The following is an 18,612-nucleotide window of genomic DNA, read 5'->3' as shown; positions in this document are numbered from 1 at the left end:
GCTATAATCGGTTGATCTGTATATCGCCGCTGTCGAGGTCGACGTCTGCGACGAATTCCACGGGCACGTTGAGCGGTTCGCATTTCAGGTCGGAATGCACGACAAAGCGCAGCTTGAGCTGCTCGGGGCCCACGGAGGTGTCGCGCCGCACCCGGATGGACTTGCGATCGAGTCTCGGTTCGAAGGTCGTCAGCGACATGCGCAGGGCATCGCTGAGCTCCTCGTCGGTGACTTCGTCGATCGAACGGTTTGCGATATCGGGGAAACCATAGTTCAGGATCGAGGTGCGGACGCAGCCGCGACCGGTCAGGTCAAGCGTCGATTCGAGGGCAATGGTATTGAGGAGTGTTTCGACGTCCTGCGAAACCTCGCGCCTTAGCAGCGTCTCCGAGATCGGGAAACGACCAGCGCTGCGCCGTCCCGCTATCACTCGCTCACCGAACTGATCCCGCAATTCGAGCGCTTTGCGGGCATCGCGAGCGTCATGAGCCGCACGAAAGGCCAGCATCAATGGCGGAGAGAGCCGGTCCTTCCTTGGCGTAACGGTCATTGACGGTCCCCGTACAGCCGGCGCCGATTGCCGCTATGGGCAACCGACGCCGGGCAGGAAGCTTGCGATCAGGCCCATTCCTTGTTGGCCGCAACGTCCCATCCGAACACCGGAGACGCACCGGCGCCGCCTTTTTCGGTCTGGGTCTTGTAGGTCATTTTGACCTTCTGGAAGTTCAGGCTGACGTTTTCGGTGAGGCGATCCTCGCCGTGCGATCCGCCCGTCGAGACGCTGGAAACCAGAACGTGCTTCATCTCGATCTTGAGATATTCGAGCGGGTGTTCACCGGCCTTGCGTACCGTGAGAATGGCGCTGTCGATGTGCTTTCCATTCGCGCAGACCTTGAAAAGCTCTGGTGTCGCCTTGTCCACGAAGTGCGTGAAGTGGAGGTCTTGAACCGCGACCTTGCCGGCGCCGCCGCCCGACCCGCTGTGGAACGTGCCGCTCTGGCTCTCGCCGAACGACCAGCTCAAAATGTCGATTTCGTCCTTGTGTTTGTCGTCGAGCGACTCGCCCTTGATCGGATCGAGTTTCAAAAAGATGTCGACAGCCATAGCATAGCCCTTTCAAAATTCTCTGATGATAGACGGTTGCGATAGCGCGGCGTCAGGAGCTCGGGCCTGGCAGGCGCGAAACGAGACTGAGACCGACGTCCATCGCTTCCAATTGAAAGTGTGGACGGAGAAAGAAGCGCGCGTTGTAATATCCCGGGTTCTCCTCGTTTGCTATGACCTCAACCTTCGCAGCGGCCAGCGGCTTGCGCGCTTTCTGAGCTTCTGACGACAGGGCCGGATTGGCATCAACGTACTCGTTGATCCAGGTCTGCAGCCAGACCGTCAGCTCATCCTTTTCCTTCATGGATCCGATCTTGTCGCGAACCATGCACTTCAGATAATGCGCAAAGCGGGATACCGCGAACATGTAGGGCAGGCGTGACGACAGGTTGTCGGACGCGGTTGCATCCACGCCCTTGTCGCCGAAATACTTCTTCGGCTTATAGAGCGACTGGGCGCCGATGAAGGCAGCCTTGTCGGTGTTCTTGCGATGGATCAGCGGGATGAGTCCCGCCTTTGCAAGCTCGTGCTCGCGACGATCGCTGATGGCGATCTCGGTGGGGCATTTCAGGTCGACGCCACCGTCGTCGGTCGGGAACGTATGCGTCGGCAGGTTGATGACCTCGCCGCCGGACTGGACGCCGCGGATGCGGGTGCACCAGCCGAACTCCTTGAAGGCGCGATTGATGTTGACCGCCATCGCATAGGCGGCGTTGATCCAGCCGTATTTGTCACCGGTGTGCCCGTCCGTCTCCTCTTCGAAGGCGAACTCTTCCACCGGCTCCGATTTGGCGCCGTAGGGGAGGCGGCCCAGCGCACGCGGCATGCACAGGCCGAGATAGCGCGAGTCGTCCTGATCGCGCAGCCCTTTCCATGCGGCGTATTCCGGCGTGTCGAACACCTTGCCGATGTCGCGAGGGTTGGACAATTCGGTCCACGAGTCCATTCCCATCAGCGTCGGCTCGGCGCCGCTGAAGAAGGGGGCGTGTGCGGCGCCGGCGATCTTGCTGAGATCGCGGAGCAGCTGCACGTCGGTGGGGAGGTGGCTGAAATAGTAGTCGCCGATCAGGCAGCCGAACGGCTCGCCTCCCAGTTGGCCAAATTCGTACTCGTAAATCTGCTTGAACAGCGGGCTCTGGTCCCAACGCGCATCGGGATAAAGCCGCAGGTTCCGATACAGCTCGTTCTTGGAGACGTTCATCACCCGGATCTTGAGGTTGGCGTCGGTCTCGGAATTGAAGACGAGGTAGTGGAGGCCGCGCCAGGCACTCTCGATCGCCTGGAATTCGGGCGCATGCAGGATCTCGTTCATCTGCGCGGTCAACTTCTGATCGATCCGCGCGATCATCTCCTCGATGGTGTCGAGCACGTCCGACTTGATGACGCTCGTATCCTTCAGCGCTTCCTGAACGAGCGTGGACACCGCGTTTTCCACTTCGGTCGCCGCACGTTCGGTGCGCGGCTTGAAGCTTTGCTTCAGCAGGGCGGCGAACTCGTCAGCCTCGACGGTCCCGACCTTGGTGGTGGTCTCTTTGTGGATTGCTTCTTTTGCCATGGTCCCCATTCCTTCCCTTAGCTGTTGCTGTCGGCTTCGGTGGACTGGCTGCTCGCGCGCTCGCGCAGTGCGGCCATCAGTTGAGGATCGGCGAGGAGTTTCTTCAGCTGGTCCTCGGCGCCCACCTTGCCATCCATGTAGCGCAGCAGGTTGGCGAGCTGTTCGCGCGCTTCGAGCAGCTTGGCCGTCGCCGGCACCTGGCGGGCGACCGCCACCGGCGTGAAGTCGGACATCTTGTTGAAGCGCAGGTTGACGGAGATCTTTTCGTCGGACCCGTCGCTGAGACGATTGGCGACGCGGGCCGTCACGCCGGGCTGGATCGCCGCCATGCGGTTGTCGAAATTGTCCATGTCGAACTCGAGGAACTTGCGCTCCTCGACCTTCGTCTTCTCGATGCCGGGGTTGTTGCCGGAAAGATCGGACAGGACGCCCATGACGAACGGCAGCTCGATCAGCCGCTCGGCGTCGTAGGGATCTTCGTAAGTGATGTGCACGCGCGGTGCGCGGTTTCGGCGAATGAATTTTTGACCGCTGTCGGTTGCCATTGGGTTGCCCTCTTCACAAAAAAATCTCTGCGGAAGCTGACTTGCGCGACGCAGGCAGGGAAGTGCCTCGGTCTTTCGTCGGCGGAGCTTCCTTCCGTTCAGTTAGTCCCCTCGAACGGAAGGCGGGTTCAATTCGATTTATCGATCGCCTTCAGAGCGCCCTCTGGCAGCACTTCGTTCAGCAGGCTGAGGAAGTCTCGCTGTGCGAGTTCGCGTGCGCGATCGACCAGGAACGGGATCGGGCTGGACGGCTCGGCGGCCCGGAAGAAAGACGCAACCTTGCTCAGCAAGTCCAACGCCTGGGCTCTGTTTTCGGCTGAAAAAACAGCATCTTGAGCCTCACTTTCGGTCGCGGATGGGAGCGCGGTGGCGAACTCCGCCATGCGCTCGATCGGCAGGTCGAAGACCTTGTCGCGACCGATATTGATGGCGGCGCTCTCCACGTGGGCCGGCATCAGCATCCGCATCACTTCGATAAACGATTTGCCAACCATGTCCTGCGCCTGCCGGACCAGCAACAGCGCCGGGCTCGACGGTTCCTTCCGAGCGAAGTAGTCGGCAGCCGCCGCCAGTGCCGCGGATGCCTGTCCGGGTGACGTCACTGCGCCGGCGATTTCGATCGGAGGCTGCCGGTCGTCTTGGGCGGTTTCCTCCGGGGATGAGGCAACTGCGGCCGGATCGCGTGCAGTGACCAGAGTCGCGAGCCAGCCGGCCATGCCGTTCGCGACACCCGCCAGCCTGTCGAGACTGATGGGTTGCCCCGAGTTCAACTTTTCGTGCCAAACCGATTTGATGCCGGCAATCTCGGCAGCGACCGCCGAGCAGCGGGCGCTCACCACTTTGAGGGTGTCGAGATCGGTCTCGCCGATGATGCGCTCGATGGTTCCGAGATCTGGCATGTCGACGTCGGCATCGCCGGCGGGAATTTCGCCCTTGGCAATCTGATAGGCACGGTAGTTGAGGCTGCCGTGCCGTCGATTTTCGATCAGGGGAAGGAATTGGAGCGGGTTGATCACCGTCGGAAACACGTCGATCGCCTCGATGGTGACGGCCCGAAAGGCATAGTCGCCGTCCTCGCCCCTTGGGTGAACCGCTTCCCATTGTTCGCGGAGCAGCAGGGTGGTTGCCCGCAAGCAGCTGAGGAAGCCATCGAGATCGCGGTTCAGGATGGAAAACTTGGCGAGCAGCATGGTCAGGCGCAGATCGCGGGTGCGAGCCAACAGGGGCTGGGCAGCGGCGAACTGGCCGGCAATATCGATGGCTTTTGGATCGAAGCGTCCGCGCTCTCCGTTCGCATTGACGACCTCGAAATACGACATCGGCAACAGCGATTCCGCAGCTGCGAAGAAATTCAGGTACTGGACGTCGCCGGCCGCATCGAGGTCAGGCCCGCAGGGATCGTCCGGGTCGATGGGCTGGGTCAGGGATGCGACGTCGAGCATGCAAAGAGGATCCGTCTGCGGGGCCCTGGCCCCTCTACCAGGTCCGTGACATCTGGCGGATCACGCGGGGGATCATGATCCGATTGACTGTTAGGTCAGATCAACGCGGGCCTCGGTTCATTCCCGCGATGATGGCGGTTTCCCGTGAACCAGCAAGCGCTTGGAACCGACTACATGAGTGCCGCAGTGGCTTCCCCGGACGGGTGCGTTGCCGCGCCAGGAGAGGTGACACCGAGCGGACCTGTCGGCCATCCCACCGATGGACGGCTCGGATTTCGATCGTTCGTGCTTGACCGCCCGATGCGCCGGTTGCGCAGCTCGTGCGGTCAACGAGGGAGTTTAACGCCCACATGGGCCAGCTTACCCAGGATACCCGCCTCTGCGAGCTCAAGACCCCCCTTGGCAAGGACGTTCTGGTTTTTGCCCGGTTCGAGGCCGCCGAAGGTCTGAGTGAACTGTTCGAATATCGCATCGAATGTCTCAGCGAGGAAGCCGATCTCGACTTCGATCGGGCTATCGGCAAGCAGTGCACCCTCACCATCAAACTGCATGAGAAGGAACGCGAGTTCAGCGGCATTCTCACGGAAGCCCAATGGCTGGGGGTGAAGAACGACTATTTCAGTTACCGGATCGTGCTGAGGCCCTGGTTGTGGCTGCTGTCGCGGACCACCGATTGCCGGATCTTTCAGGACAAGAAGGCGCCCGACATCATCAAGGAAGTCTTCAACGAGCGCGGCTTCACCGACTATGAGTCCAAGCTTACCGAAGAGGGCTCATGTCCAAAGCTCGAATACTGCGTTCAATATCGCGAGACCGATCTGGATTTCGTGTGCCGGTTGATGGAGCAGCACGGGATCTACTACTTCTTCAAGCATGAAGGCGGCAAGCACACGCTGGTGCTGGCTGATTCCAAGTCCTCGCACAGCCCCATCAACGGTCTCGCCAAGATCCCCTACATCCCGCTCACCGGCTCCGATCGTCGCGGCGAGCAGCATATTTATGAATGGGCTTCCGAGCGCCGGTTCCGCACCGGGAAGATCGAGCTCAACGATTACAACTACCAGAAGCCCAACGCGCAGATGATCAGCGACGCCAAGGGCTCCGAGCACTACACACGATCCGAGATGGAGTTCTACGACTATCCCGGCAAGTTCAAGGAGAAATCCGACGGCGAGCGATACGCGAAGATCCAGCTCCAGGCCGAGCAGGCGATGGATCGGCGCCGCCGGGGCAATGGCGACGCCGTCAATCTGTTTCCGGGCGGACTAACCAAGCTCGAGAAGCACTCGAAGGACTCGCAGAACGTGGAATATCTCGTGGTACGGGCAGCTCATTCGTTTTCCATCGAGTCCTATCGCACTGGCGGCCCCGGCGACGCCGGACAGCACGTCTACTTTGGCAGCTACGAATTTCTGCCGAGCGATCGGCCGTTTCGATCTCCCATGACGACGCCGAAGCCGAGGATCAATGGTATCCAGACGGCCAAGGTCGTCACCAAGGACGACAATTCGAGCGAGGAAATCGACGTCGAGTCGCTGGGCGAAATCTATGTTCGCTTTTTCTGGGATCGGAAGAAGAAGCGGTCGTGCCGGTTGCGCGTGGCGCAAGTCTGGTCCGGCAAGCGCTGGGGCGGTCAGATCATCCCGCGCGTCGGGCAGGAGGTGGTGGTGGAATTCCTGGAAGGGGATCCCGACCGGCCCTTGGTGATAGGGACCGTATACAACGATGAATACAAGCTGCCTTACGACCTGCCGTCCAAGAAGACGATTGCGGGTCTGAAGTCCGACTCGACCAAGGGAGGAGGCGGCTACAACGAATGGAACTTCGAGGACAAGAAAGGGTCCGAGAAGATCACCCTGCATGCCGAGAAGGACTACGACGTCACGGTCCGCGACACCGAGACCAGGACCATCGGTGAGGCGGCGTTCGGCGGCGACACCCGCAAGACCACGCTCAAGAACGGCAACGACAAGCTTGATATCGAATTGGGCGGTCAGCACGTCAAGCTGGCGATGGATCAGTCCGTCGATGCGGGCCTGAGCATCACCCTCACGGCCAACGTCAACATCACCCTGCAGGTTGGTCCAAGCCAGATCATCCTGTCTCCGGCCGGCATCGTCATCAACGCGCCAACCATCACCATGACCGCGCAGGCCGCCATGGCGCTCGCGGCCGGCGGCCCGCTGGTTGCCCACGGCACGCCAACCATTGTCGGCTGACAGCCATGAATCAGGTTCGGTTCAGCACAGTCCACGATCTCTTTGAAGCCTATCCGCTGGCGCGCTACGACGTCGGCAAGGCCGCTCCGGACAAGCTGTCGTTGGATTTCCTGCAGGAGGCGGCCGATGCGGGCAGCTGGCACCAGGCTGTATCCTTCTGCGCGTATCTGCTCCCCAGGCGCGTGGCCGTCGCCTGGGGCTGTCGCTCGTTGCGGCAGATGTTCGACCATTTCGACGGCAATGAAGGCAGGTCGCTCGATTTTGCCGAGACCTGGGTCCGGCAACCGGATGAGCAATCGCGCAACAAGGCTTTGGCGGTCGGCAATGCCAACGATCCTGAGCAGCCGGCGACCTGGCTGGCGCTGGCGGCGGGTTGGTCTGGTGGAAGCGTGGTTCCCGCGGAATTTGCGCCGGTCGAAGCCAAGCCGGATCAGACGGCGCGCGCGGTTCGCGCAGCCCTTTTGATCGGGCTCTGCCGGCTTACCCGTGAGTCCAGGGACCGGATAATGACGGCCTGCCTGGAGGATGGTATTCAATTGGCACGCGGCGAACCGCGCCCTCCACGCTGACGAGACGATGTGATGGTGCTTCGCTTCAACATCGAGAACGAGCCGAACCTTCCAGACGGCGGCCCTGTGTCATTCACTGTCACCGGAAGGCGTTCGGTCGACATTGGCCGGGACCGCCATCTCGACTGGACATTGCCCGATCCGGCACGGATGATTTCGGGGAAGCATTGCGAGGTCCATTATCGCGACGGCGGCTACTGGCTGCACGACGTCTCGACCAACGGCACCTTTCTCAATGGTGCCGACCAGCGTATGCGGGGAGCGCATCGGCTACGCAATGGCGATCGGCTTGTCATCGGCCACTATGTCATTGGCGTTTCGCTGGACCTGGATGAGCCTGCCGAGGGCACTCCGAGCCATGGTGCGCAGCAGCAAGCTCCGCTCGCTCAGCAGCACGCCGACTACCACGAACTGTGGGCTCCCGGTCGCGACGTGCCGCCGCCAATCGACCCGCAGCAGTTGCGAAAACCGCGCGAGGCCGCGCGGCCCGTCAATCCGGAATTCCTGGACTGGGCAGCGAGCGTTCCCGCGGCGGGTGTGGATCCCGTCCGGCATTCGCCGCAGATGCCTCAACGCGAGCCGCCGCTGCACGACGACATGAGCTGGGCAGCCGGTCCGGTTGCCACGCCAAAACCGCCGGTCGACGTGCTGCACGCGATGCCGACGCCGCGCCGACCGTCGGTATGGGCCGACGACGAAGCGGCTGCCCCGCCGCCGCCGCCGCCTTCACCGACAGGGCATGTGGGAGCGCCGCGGCCGCAACTGGCCGAGCCGGCACCGGCCACGGCGGCGTCGACCGGCAATCCCGAGTTTGCGCGCCTGGTCGCCCGTGCTGCCGGGCTGCCGGACGGTTTCTTTGCCGACAAGACCGAAGCTGAACTTGCGGAACAGCTCGGCGTCATCCTGCGCATGACGGTGGAAAACTTGATGGCCCTGCTGCAGGCGCGCACCCAGGCCAAGCAGCTGACGCGCAGCACCAGCCAAACCACCATCCAGGCCATCGAGAACAACCCGCTGAAATTCTCGCCGACCGCGGAAGACGCGATGCGTATCCTGTTCGGGCCGCCGACCCGCAGTTACCTCGATGCGCCGCATGCCTTCGCCCAGGGCTTCAAGGACCTCAAATCCCATCAATTGAAGACCTATGCGGCAATGCAGCATGCCGTCCGGGGACTGATTGCCAGCATCGATCCGACGCTGATGGCGCGCGAGCTCGAGCTTCAGCGCGGCGCAAGATCCCTGTTTGGCTCGAACAAGAGCAAGCTCTGGGACGAATTCTTGACGCGCTGGAACGCGCATCTCGGTCGCGACGAAAGCGCGCCGATCGATACCTTCATGCTGCATTTCTCCGAATATTACGACCGCGCTGACAAGTCGGGGTCAAAGTGAACTGTCGGTGACGATGCAGTCACCGATCATTGCCAAGTGGATGTAGGAATGTCTTGGTACAGCAAAGTTTTCTGGTCGGAAGGTCTGTTCCTGCGGCCGCATCATTTGCAGCAGAACGATCGCTATCTCGAGCATCTGCTGGAAAAGCGCGTTCGTTACACGACACCATATCCCTGGGGCTTTGCCCAGCTCGAGATCGATAACGATCTTACTCAGCAGAGCAAATTCGCCGTGCGCAGTGCGACCGGCGTCATGCCGGACGGAACGCCGTTCGATATTCCCGCCGACAGTCCGATCCCGGAAGCCATCGAAGTGCCGGATTCGGCCGCAGGCCAGATCGTCTGGCTGATGATGCCGGTCGCGGCTCCCAATACGCGGGAGGTGGATGAGGACCGCACCGACAGCGCAAGTCGCTACGTTCGGACTGCCGAAACGTTTATCGATTCAACCTCGGCGCTGCGCATCGAAGAAGAGATCGACGTTGTCTATCCACGGCTGTCGTTCGAGCTGCGCAAGACGAGCAAGCCGGGATACATGGGTCTCGGCATCGCTCGCATCCTCGAAGTGCGCGACAAGAATATCCTGTTCGACGACAAGTTTGTGCCGCCGATGCTGGTCTGCGCCGCGCATCCGGTTGTCGATGGCTGGCTCAATCGAATCATCGGCTGGGTCGAGACCAAGCTCGACGAGCTTGCACGCTACGCAGTCGATCCGTCGTCCGGCGGCGGCTTGCAGAGCGTCGATTATCTCGTGCTGCAGGTACTGAACCGGACCATTCCTGTGCTGACTCATTTCAAGCGGTCCGGCAGCGTGCATCCCGAGCGGCTGTACGAGGAATTGCTGAGGTTTGCCGGTGAGCTTGCGACCTTCGCGACCACCGAGCGACGCGCACGTGACTACCCGGCATACGATCACGACAACCTCGAATACGTCTTCACGCCGCTGGTGCGCGACATCCAGGATTTCCTGAGCGCGCGGCTGGGCAGGCGGGCGATTCGTCTGGAGATCATTGAACGCGCCCAGAACGCATTTGTATCGCCGATCCGCGATCGCGCGTTGTTCCGAAATGCGACCTTGGTGCTGGAGGTCGCCGCGCGGCGGCCTCTCGTGGAGATCCAGAATGAATTCCCGCACCTGTTCAAGGTCGGGCCCAACACGAAAATGACCGAGATCGTGCACGCAAACCTGCCGGGTTTGACCCTGGTGCATCTGCCGACGCCGCCACCGCACATCCGAGCCATCACAGACCACGTCTATTTCTATCTCGATCGCAAGTCGCCGCTGTGGCCCGAGTTCAGCACAGCGGCCTCGATCGGGATGCATTTTTCCGGCGACTGGCCGGAGCTTGAGTTGTACCTTTGGGCCATCCTGGAAGAGCGGCCATGACCGACAGGGACAAGCCGGTTAATCCTTTCGGTCGGGGTGAGCGGACCATCATCCGTCCGAACCCCGGCGGGAAGATGCCGCCGGCTCCGGCTCCGCAACCTCCGGCAGGCGAGGGACCTGCCAGCCGTCCAGCGTACTCGCCATCGCCCATGGCTTCGCCTGGCGCCCCTTCGCCGACGCCCTCATTTTCTCCCACACCGCAGGGCGCAAGCTACGCCGCCCCGCCGACCAGCCAGCCCTCAGAGGAATGGATTTCGACACCGGCGCCGGCTCAGGCGCCGCAACCGATCCTGCCGCCCGGACCCCCATTGCGTGTCGACGATCTGGTTGCGCCAAACGCCAATCCGGTGATGCGCGCCGGCGGCCCTTTGCTGCAGTTGCTTGGCCGGCTGCGCGTCGCGCTGATGCGGGCGTCATTCGCGAGCCTGATGGAGCAGGTCGCCGACGCCATCAAGTTCTTCGAGAAGGATATCCGCTCGGCGGGCATTTCCGAGCACCAGGCCAATACGGCGAAGTATATCCTGTGCGCGACCGCCGACGATATTGTGCAGCACATTCCGACCGACGATCGGCACGTCTGGGCCCAATATTCGATGCTCAGCCGGTTCTTCGGCGAACGCGTGGGCGGCGTACGCTTCTTCGAGATTCTCGATCATTTGAAGACTGATCCGCTCGTCAACTATCCGGTGCTCGAGCTTCAGCACGCCTGCCTTGCGCTCGGATTCCAGGGCATCCACCGGACGTCGCCGGGCGGACTTGCGAACCTCCAGGTGATCCAGCGCAACCTCTATGAAACGCTGCGCCGGGTTCGGCCCAAGCCGACCAACGATTTGTCGCCGCACTGGCGCGGACAGGCCTTGGCCGGTCGGCGGAAGCACTTGCGCATTCCGGTTTGGCTGGTGGCGGCCGTGGTCGCCGCGCTGTTAACCGGATCCTATTTCGTTCTGCGAACATTGCTGGCTGGCCGTGCAGAGAATGCTGCGCAAGTAGCGCTGGCGCTGCATCCCGGCGATCCGATCGAGCTCAAGCGCCGCGTCGTTGCGCCGCCGCCACCACCGCCTCCGCCGCCACCGCCGGACCGCATCACCCAGCTGCAGCGCATTCGCAACGCGCTTGCGCAGGAGAAGACGGCCTGCGCCATGACCGCGGATCAGACGGCGAGCTTCATCGTGATCAGGGTGTGCGATCTCGCATTGTTTGCCTCGGGCCAGGCAACCATCCTGGATGGTTTCAAGCCGATCGCGGCCCGCGTCGCGGCGACGCTCGACAAGGAACCGGGGCGAATCCGGGTGGTTGGCCATACCGACAGCTCGCCGATCCGCACCGTGCGTTTTCCCTCGAATTTCGAATTGTCGGTCGAGCGCGCCAAGGCGGTTGCCGCCGCGCTGAAGCCCGGCTTGGCCGATGGTTCGCGCGTCGATGTCGACGGCAAGGGATCGGATTCACCAATTGCCAGCAATTCGACACCCGAGGGGCGTGCCAAAAACCGTCGGGTCGAAATCTTCATCGAACGTAGCGAATAGGCGGACGCCAGAAGCTCACGCGATAAGCGACAGGTACCGGTCAATATGCTCGCCAAGGACATTCTACGCATCGTTCTCTATGGAGTCGGGCTCAGCTCGCTTGGGGCGGTGATCTACCTTGCCGGTCCCTTCGTTGCGTTCGGCGACTGGCATCCGTTGGAAAATCACATCGTCCGCCAGATCGCGATCCTGCTGCTTGGCGCTGCGGCCGCAGGCGTCACCGGTCTTCATTTCTTCAAGCGACGCAAGAATGCCAAAGAGATCGCCGACGGCGTCAGCGCTGCCGACCAGGCTGTCAGCGACGAGCCGGTGCTCAAGGAGCGCATGAAGGATGCGCTCGCAACACTCAAGACTGCGAGCGGCAACAAGTCCGGTTATCTCTACGATCTACCCTGGTACGTCATCATCGGTCCGCCCGGTGCGGGAAAGACCACCGCGCTGGTCAATTCGGGGCTCAAGTTTCCGCTCGCGCGCGGGGCGACGCCGGCGGCGATCGCCGGGGTCGGCGGGACCCGCTACTGCGATTGGTGGTTTACCGAGGAGGCGGTGCTGATCGATACCGCCGGTCGCTACACAACCCAGGATTCAAACAGCAAGGCCGACAAGGAAAGCTGGCTGTCCTTCCTGGACATCCTGAAAAAAAATCGGTCGCGCCAGCCGATCAACGGCGTTCTCGTCGCAATCAGTCTGGAGGACGTGCTGACGCTGCCGAAGCAGGAACTCGCGCTTCATGCCGATGCCATCAGGATGCGGCTCCTCGAACTGCATCAAAGGCTGAAAGTGAGCTTCCCGGTCTACGCGCTGTTCACCAAGGCCGATCTCGTTGCCGGTTTCACCGAATATTTCGCCTATCTCGGCGAGGCCGGCCGGCGCCAGGTCTGGGGCGCCACGTTCCAGACCGCCGACAAGACCCAGAATCTGGTGGGGCAGGTTCCGGTCGAGTTCGATCGCCTGCTGGAGCGTCTGAGCGAGGAAACGCTCGACCGTCTGCAGGACGAGCCGACGCCGCAGCACCGGGTGCAGTTGTTTGGTTTCCCGGCGCAGATGGCGCGGCTCAAGCCGCAGATCCACGATTTCCTCAACCAGATTTTTGAGCCGACACGGTATCACGTGAACGCCAATCTGCGCGGGTTCTATTTCACGTCGGGCACCCAGCAGGGGACGCCGATCGATCAATTGATCGGATCGTTGGCGCGTACGTTCGGCGCGGAGGAAGTCGGTGCCGGATCGTACTCCGGGACCGGCAAGAGCTATTTCCTTGCCGATTTGATTTCGAAGGTCATCATCGGCGAGGCCGACTGGGTCTCGACCGACCGCGCTGCGGTGCGCCGCGCCTTGATCCTCAAGACCGCGGCGCTGTCGGTGATAGGTTTGGTGGCGATCGGGCTGATCGGTGCGTGGCTGACCAGCTACAAGCGCAACTCCGACCTGATCGAACAGAGCTTGCAGGCGGACAACGAGTATGCGGCCGCCGGGGCGCCGCTCATCAAGCAAACGCTGATTGCCGATCATGATCTCGACAAGGTGCTGCCGCTGCTCTATCGGCTGCGGAACGCCCCGGCCGGCTATGCCTCACGGAATGAGCCGGTAGCACTGTCGGCGCGCTACGGGCTCAGTCAGCACGCGCGCCTGTTGTCGCCCGCGAAGGCGGCCTATCACACCGCGCTTGAGCGCATGTTCAGGCCTCGTTTGCTGTACCGTTTGGAAGAGCAGCTCAATGCGCGCATCAACGAGCCTGCCTTCGTCTATGAGGCGCTGAAGGTCTACCTGATGCTCGGCGGCCTGCAATCCCCGGACCGCGAGCTCATCCGTTCCTGGATGCAGCGCGACTGGGCGGACAACCTGTATCCTGGCGCGACCAACGCGGAGGGACGGCGTCTGCTCGATGAGAATCTCGTCGCCATGTTCGACCTCGAAACCGAGCAGCCGCCGCTGGTCGAGCTTGACGGCCGGCTGATCAAGCAGGCCCAGAATTCATTGGCGCGCCTCAGCGTGTCGCAACGCGCCTACGAGTTCCTGAAGTCGGAGGCTCGTGGATCGACCGCCGGCGACTGGATCGCCAGCCGCCGAGGTGGTCCGGACGTGACAGTTGTCTTCGAAACCACGACTGGGCAGCCCTTGGACAACGTGCGGGTACCCGAGTTCTTCACCTACAACGGCTTCAATCAGAAGTTCATCGCTCGACTGCCCGGATTGTCGGAGCGCATGAAGCGGGAGCGGTGGGTCTTGGGTGACGCCGGCCAGCAATCGGCAATCGACCAGCAGTATGACAATCTGGCTGGCGATCTGCTCAGCATCTACTCCAATGAGTTCGTGACGACCTGGCGGACTGCGCTCGGCAGTCTGCGTCTGAAGAAATTGCTCGCGGACAAGCCGAAATACGAGGTGCTGAGGGCGCTTTCGGCGCCGACCTCGCCGATGCGGCAAATCCTGGAGTCGGTGCGCGATGAGACGATGCTGACCAAGGAACGCCCCAAGCCGGCGAGCGGCGGCACGCCGGCCGCGCCGCCTGCGGTGACCACGCCAGCGCTGTTCAACAATGCCCAGGATGGTACGCCCGGCGCGGCGATCGAGTCGCAGTTCAAACCCTACCATGCAGTGCTTGAAGGGGAGAGCACCCGCCGGCCGATCGACTCGACGATCGCAAACCTGAACGACATCGCGCAGAATCTGACGCTGATGATCGAGAATCCGCAACTGACGGCACAAGCAACCGCGGGGCTTCAGACCCAGGTTGCAGCGCTGCGCAATAATGCCTCGCGTATGCCGCCACCGTTTTCCGATATGCTGCGGGCGGCGGCCGCGGAGTTCGAAGGCAGCATCGCCGCCTCCACGGCAGGCCAGATCCTGCAGTCGTTACGCGATCAGGTCACGCCGGTCTGTCAGCAGACGGTGACCAACCGCTATCCGTTCGTGCGGAGCAGCGGTCAGGAAGTCCCGCTCGCGGACTTCGCCAAGCTGTTCAGCCCGAACGGCGTCATGGACAAGTTCTTCACTCAGTTTCTGGCGCCTTATGCAGATACGTCGCGATCCGAATGGGTCTGGCGGAAGGAGAGCCCCGTCGGCCGATCGTTCTCGCCTGATACGCTAAAGCAGTTCCAGAATGCCGCTTATATCCGCGACGCGTTTTTCCAGACTGGCGGCGGTGTGCCGGCGGTGTCCTTTGCGATCCGGCCGCCGGCTGCGGCCGGACCGGGCATCACAGTCAAGACCGAGATCGGCGGCACGACGATCACCAGCCCGACCACACCAGGACCAGCCGCAACCCCCTCCATGTTTGGCGCGCCGCAACCCGCTCCTCCGCCGCCGCCGCCGCAGAGCAATTCACCGACGACGGTGCTCTGGCCCGGCCCATCGCCGCGGACGGCAATTTCGGTCAGCAACGAGTCCGGCTCGCCATCCGTACTCGAGCGCATCGGCCCCTGGTCGTTGTTCCGAATGCTGGAGGCTGGCTCGCTGGTCGCCAAGGCGGAATCCGCCAGCGCAACGTTCATTGTTGCCGGACGCGAGCTCAACTATCAGATTTCGACCGGATCGTTGCGCAATCCGCTAAACCTGTCAGTGCTCCGCGAGTTTCGTTGCCCGACCGGAATATGACCATGCGATGCGGCTTATTCGGCAAGATCGGCGCGAAGCGTGATTTCATCGCGATCGCGACGCCGCGAAGCTTCCTGGAAGTCTGGGAGCCGTGGGTGCAGGCAGCCATCTCCGCGAGCCGCCACCAACTCGGCGCCGCCTGGCAGGAAGCATTCCTGACCGCGCCGATTTGGCGATTCTGGCTTGGCGCCGCGATCTGCGGCACCGCCGTCGCAGGAGCGATCATGCCGTCGCTTGACGGCGTGGGGCGATACTATCCGTTGACGCTGCATGCAGTGCCGGATGGCGACGCTGCGCTGTCGCCGCCGCACATCGATCCGCAGGACGAGTGGTATGGGCAAGTGGAGACGTTCCTGCTCTCGACCCTGGACCGGGCTGCGACGTTCGAGCAGATCTCCGATGCACTGGATCGTCTCGCGCTTCCGCGTCTGCGGACGCCGGGGACTGATGGACCGCCGGTCGTGTCGCTGGGTGACGCGACGCTGGGAATGGTTTCGACGGTCGATGGGTTTGCCGGGTCGTTCGGCACGCTCTGCGGCGCCAACCCTCAAGTCTATGCCGCGGCCAGTTTCTGGTGGACCGCCGGGGGCGAAGGGTTCTCGCCGGTCGCACTCTGTTGCCGCGGATTGCCGGATCCGTTTCGCTATTCCACGTTGCTGACCGGCGACGTTGGTCGCGAAGTATCCGGGACGGGATGACGCGCGATGGCACACGTCCCCTCCTTGTTCGATGTCGGTAGCGTCACTCACGCCGGACGGGTGCGGGCGCGGAACGAGGATGCATGCCTGGTAAGGACCGACGTCGGCCTGTGGGCCGTCGCTGACGGCATGGGCGGTCACGAGGCGGGCGATCTTGCCAGCCGCATCGTGGTAGAGTCGCTTGATTCCATCGGCGCGCCAGACTCCGCGGCGGACCTGCTGGCGCAATGCGAGGCGCGTCTGTTCAGCGCCAATCAGGAGATCCTGGCACTCAGCCATGAAAGGCAGGGTGCCATTGTCGGGACCACAACGGCAGTCCTGCTCGTACGCGACGGCCATTATGCCTGTATCTGGGCGGGTGACAGCCGGGTGTACCTGATCAACCGCGACGGCATCACACAGGTATCGCACGATCACAGCGAGTTGGAGGAGCTGATCGCCGATGGCGCGCTATCGCGCGAAGAGGTTCAGGACTGGCCGAGCAATGCCATCACCCGGGCTGTCGGTGTCGTCGCCGACCCCGAGCTCGAGGTGGTGACCGGTCCGGCCGAACCGGAAGACATCTTCGTGATTTGCAGTGACGGCTTGACCCGACACGTGCGGGACGACGAGATCGAGCAGCATGTGGCTACTCGCCTTGCCCAGACCGCCTGCGACGACATGCTCGCGCTCGCGCTTGATCGCGGCGGACTCGACAACGTCACGATCGTGATCGTGCGATTGCTCGCGCCACGACCGTCAGAGCCGACGAGGACACCGCTTGATCGGGAGCCGCGACCATGACCGCGAACGATCCGTCTCGGTCATCCTACCGCGGTGTGCCGGCCGGCACCCGGCTCAACGGCATTTACGAGATCGAAGCGATGATCGGGGCAGGCGGCATGGGGGAGGTCTACCGATGCCGCGAGATCCAGACCGGATCGCCCGTCGCGGTCAAGATGCTGCTCCCTGACATGGTCGACAACGAGGCGGCGCTTGCGCTGTTCCGCCGGGAGGCGGCCGCGCTTCACAATCTTCCGCACGAAGCAATCGTTCGCTACTTCCTGTTCACGGTCGAACCCGCACTGCAGCGCCCGTATCTGGCGATGGAGTTTGTGAACGGACGCTCGTTGTCGAACATGCTCGACGATGGGCCGCTCACCTTCGAAGCGCTGATCAAATTGATGCGGCGGGTCGCATCGGGCCTTCAGGCCGCTCACGAGCACGGCATTATCCATCGCGATGTCTCCCCCGATAACATCATCGTGCCGCTCGACGATGTAAGGCGGGCGAAGATCATCGACTTCGGGATCGCCCGGTCGACGCAGATGGGTGACAAGACCATCATCGGCTCCGGCTTCGCCGGCAAGGACAACTACGCGTCGCCAGAACAGGTCGGCCTGTACGGCAATGATGTCACCGCGAAATCCGACGTCTACAGTTTTGGTCTCGTGCTGTTCCATGCCCTGACCGGACAGAAGCTCGATATGGGCGGGAGCCAGTTTCAGCTGGTCGAGAAGCGTCGGCGCGTGCCCGATCTCGGCGCAGTGGACATGCGCATCAGGCCGCTTCTCGAGAGGATGCTGCAGCCGGACCCGGCCTTGCGCCCGACCATGGCGGAGGTCGCCAACTGGACGCCGGCGGGCTCGGCTCAGCCGTCCGCGGCACCGCTCTACGGCTTCGATCCATTGGCGAAGTCGCAGGCTGGTACGTCTGCGCCGCAGGAGCGGGCGCCATCAACCACGCGGGGCTCCCGCCGCATCTGGCTCGGCGCCTGCGTCGCGGGGCTGCTGCTTCTGCTGGGGGGCGGTGGGTACACCTTCTATAGATTTGTCTGGAAGGCACCAGGCTTGGAGGCCTTGCCGCCACCTCCGAAACTCGCCGGGACATCCACACCGCCGAGCGAGCCTGCTCCGCCACCGCCAGCACGTCAGGAGCCGGCGAAGCTGCCGTCTCAGCCGACGGTGACGCCGTCTCCGTCCCCCGACGGGCCGGGGCGAGCCGAGCGCATCCGCAAATATGTTGCCCAATATGCTGGCGGCGACTGCTTCTTCATCCTGCCTGTTGCCGTGAGCTCAAGCGCAGCCGTCATTGAAGGCTTCGGCGCTTCGACCGCCCCGTTCGATACCTTCGACAAGGCGTTTCGAAAGGAGCAGGGATTTGAGGCTTCGGTCGGCGTCAGGCAGGTGAATCAGGCGCAATGTCCGGCCGTCAAGTTCCTCAGTCAGGTCGGAAGCGATCAAGCGCGTGCGCCCCGCATCAACCTGTCGGCGACGGAGCTGAAGGCTGGTGAGACCCTCAATGGGACCGTCGAGAATTTTGCCAACCGTGTGGTGGAACTGCTCATGGTCTCGGATCGCGGCGAGGTGCGCAGCTTGTCCTATCTCCTGAAGCCGGGCGTCGACTCGCTTTCCTTTGCCCTGCCGATGGAGCGTACGACCGGCCCGCAACTCCTGTTGGCCGTCGCAGCCCCGCGGGTTCTGGATTCATTGCGCCAGCCGCGACCGATGGCTGCCGACACATTCTTCCTGCAGGCGACGAGCGAAGCACAACGCGGCAACGTGGCCATCACCGCGGCTGGACGCTATGTGATGCTCACCAATTGA

At 62.6% G+C, this 18,612-nt stretch carries 14 protein-coding genes; 9 read left to right on the top strand and 5 right to left on the bottom strand.

Annotated elements, in window-relative coordinates; genetic code table 11:
* Position 1 precedes the first annotated feature (1 nt).
* The 5 genes from tssE to ACVWY5_RS20880 form a co-directional block, all read right to left on the bottom strand.
* A complete protein-coding gene (tssE, locus tag ACVWY5_RS20900; RefSeq protein WP_028335400.1) occupies positions 2 to 550 on the bottom strand; it encodes a type VI secretion system baseplate subunit TssE in 549 nt (182 codons plus the stop codon).
* 68 nt (positions 551 to 618) lie between these two features.
* Complete coding sequence (locus ACVWY5_RS20895; RefSeq protein WP_016843423.1) at positions 619 to 1,104, bottom strand: Hcp family type VI secretion system effector; 486 nt, start codon at positions 1,102 to 1,104, stop codon at positions 619 to 621.
* Positions 1,105 to 1,156: 52 nt separating this feature from the next.
* Positions 1,157 to 2,659, bottom strand: coding sequence for a type VI secretion system contractile sheath large subunit (tssC, locus tag ACVWY5_RS20890; protein WP_018272201.1), 1,503 nt, complete (start codon positions 2,657 to 2,659; stop codon positions 1,157 to 1,159).
* A gap of 17 nt (positions 2,660 to 2,676) precedes the next feature.
* The gene (tssB, locus tag ACVWY5_RS20885) at positions 2,677 to 3,204 is read right to left on the bottom strand and encodes a type VI secretion system contractile sheath small subunit (RefSeq protein ID WP_028335401.1); all 528 of its coding nucleotides are present in this window, start codon (positions 3,202 to 3,204) and stop codon (positions 2,677 to 2,679) included.
* Positions 3,205 to 3,332: 128 nt separating this feature from the next.
* On the bottom strand, positions 3,333 to 4,646 hold the full coding sequence (locus tag ACVWY5_RS20880; RefSeq protein ID WP_028335402.1) for a type VI secretion system protein TssA: 1,314 nt from the start codon (positions 4,644 to 4,646) through the stop codon (positions 3,333 to 3,335).
* A gap of 350 nt (positions 4,647 to 4,996) precedes the next feature.
* Between ACVWY5_RS20880 and ACVWY5_RS20875 the strand changes: the two genes are divergently transcribed.
* The 9 genes from ACVWY5_RS20875 to ACVWY5_RS20835 all read left to right on the top strand — a co-directional run bounded on the left by ACVWY5_RS20875 (position 4,997) and on the right by ACVWY5_RS20835 (position 18,612).
* Complete coding sequence (locus ACVWY5_RS20875; protein ID WP_028335403.1) at positions 4,997 to 6,865, top strand: type VI secretion system Vgr family protein; 1,869 nt, start codon at positions 4,997 to 4,999, stop codon at positions 6,863 to 6,865.
* Positions 6,866 to 6,870: 5 nt separating this feature from the next.
* A complete protein-coding gene (locus ACVWY5_RS20870) occupies positions 6,871 to 7,434 on the top strand; it encodes a DUF6931 family protein (protein WP_028335404.1) in 564 nt (187 codons plus the stop codon).
* Between the two features lie 12 nt (positions 7,435 to 7,446).
* Positions 7,447 to 8,823, top strand: a complete 1,377-nt coding sequence (gene tagH / locus ACVWY5_RS20865) for a type VI secretion system-associated FHA domain protein TagH (protein WP_028335405.1) — start codon at positions 7,447 to 7,449, stop codon at positions 8,821 to 8,823.
* A gap of 48 nt (positions 8,824 to 8,871) precedes the next feature.
* Complete coding sequence (gene tssK / locus ACVWY5_RS20860) at positions 8,872 to 10,209, top strand: type VI secretion system baseplate subunit TssK (RefSeq protein ID WP_028335406.1); 1,338 nt, start codon at positions 8,872 to 8,874, stop codon at positions 10,207 to 10,209.
* Positions 10,210 to 10,517: 308 nt separating this feature from the next.
* Positions 10,518 to 11,732, top strand: a complete 1,215-nt coding sequence (tssL, locus tag ACVWY5_RS20855; RefSeq protein ID WP_283089576.1) for a type VI secretion system protein TssL, long form — start codon at positions 10,518 to 10,520, stop codon at positions 11,730 to 11,732.
* A 45-nt stretch (positions 11,733 to 11,777) separates the two neighbouring features.
* Positions 11,778 to 15,329 (top strand): type VI secretion system membrane subunit TssM, encoded by a 3,552-nt coding sequence (gene tssM, locus ACVWY5_RS20850; RefSeq protein ID WP_028335408.1) that lies wholly within the window; start codon positions 11,778 to 11,780, stop codon positions 15,327 to 15,329.
* Entirely contained in the window at positions 15,326 to 16,027 is a 702-nt protein-coding gene (gene tagF, locus ACVWY5_RS20845; RefSeq protein WP_028335409.1) for a type VI secretion system-associated protein TagF, read from the top strand. Before tssM ends, tagF begins: the two co-directional genes overlap by 4 nt.
* Before the next feature lie 6 nt (positions 16,028 to 16,033).
* On the top strand, positions 16,034 to 16,810 hold the full coding sequence (locus ACVWY5_RS20840) for a PP2C family protein-serine/threonine phosphatase (RefSeq protein WP_028335410.1): 777 nt from the start codon (positions 16,034 to 16,036) through the stop codon (positions 16,808 to 16,810).
* On the top strand, positions 16,807 to 18,612 hold the full coding sequence (locus ACVWY5_RS20835) for a serine/threonine-protein kinase (RefSeq protein WP_028335411.1): 1,806 nt from the start codon (positions 16,807 to 16,809) through the stop codon (positions 18,610 to 18,612). The genes ACVWY5_RS20840 and ACVWY5_RS20835 overlap by 4 nt, the downstream gene beginning before the upstream one ends.

Source organism: Bradyrhizobium sp. USDA 3256, assembly GCF_054058275.1.
Note: the sequence above shows the minus strand (reverse complement) of the source record. Positions and strands in the feature narration are given on the sequence as shown.

Bases quoted from the DNA above. Each gene is read 5' to 3' on its own strand.
- tssE (WP_028335400.1), bottom strand. From the start codon at position 550: ATGACCGTTACGCCAAGGAAGGACCGGCTCTCTCCGCCATTGATGCTG.
- ACVWY5_RS20895 (WP_016843423.1), bottom strand. From the start codon at position 1,104: ATGGCTGTCGACATCTTTTTGAAACTCGATCCGATCAAGGGCGAGTCG.
- tssC (WP_018272201.1), bottom strand. From the start codon at position 2,659: ATGGCAAAAGAAGCAATCCACAAAGAGACCACCACCAAGGTCGGGACC.
- tssB (WP_028335401.1), bottom strand. From the start codon at position 3,204: ATGGCAACCGACAGCGGTCAAAAATTCATTCGCCGAAACCGCGCACCG.
- ACVWY5_RS20880 (WP_028335402.1), bottom strand. From the start codon at position 4,646: ATGCTCGACGTCGCATCCCTGACCCAGCCCATCGACCCGGACGATCCC.
- ACVWY5_RS20875 (WP_028335403.1), top strand. From the start codon at position 4,997: ATGGGCCAGCTTACCCAGGATACCCGCCTCTGCGAGCTCAAGACCCCC.
- ACVWY5_RS20870 (WP_028335404.1), top strand. From the start codon at position 6,871: ATGAATCAGGTTCGGTTCAGCACAGTCCACGATCTCTTTGAAGCCTAT.
- tagH (WP_028335405.1), top strand. From the start codon at position 7,447: ATGGTGCTTCGCTTCAACATCGAGAACGAGCCGAACCTTCCAGACGGC.
- tssK (WP_028335406.1), top strand. From the start codon at position 8,872: ATGTCTTGGTACAGCAAAGTTTTCTGGTCGGAAGGTCTGTTCCTGCGG.
- tssM (WP_028335408.1), top strand. From the start codon at position 11,778: ATGCTCGCCAAGGACATTCTACGCATCGTTCTCTATGGAGTCGGGCTC.
- tagF (WP_028335409.1), top strand. From the start codon at position 15,326: ATGACCATGCGATGCGGCTTATTCGGCAAGATCGGCGCGAAGCGTGAT.
- ACVWY5_RS20840 (WP_028335410.1), top strand. From the start codon at position 16,034: ATGGCACACGTCCCCTCCTTGTTCGATGTCGGTAGCGTCACTCACGCC.
- ACVWY5_RS20835 (WP_028335411.1), top strand. From the start codon at position 16,807: ATGACCGCGAACGATCCGTCTCGGTCATCCTACCGCGGTGTGCCGGCC.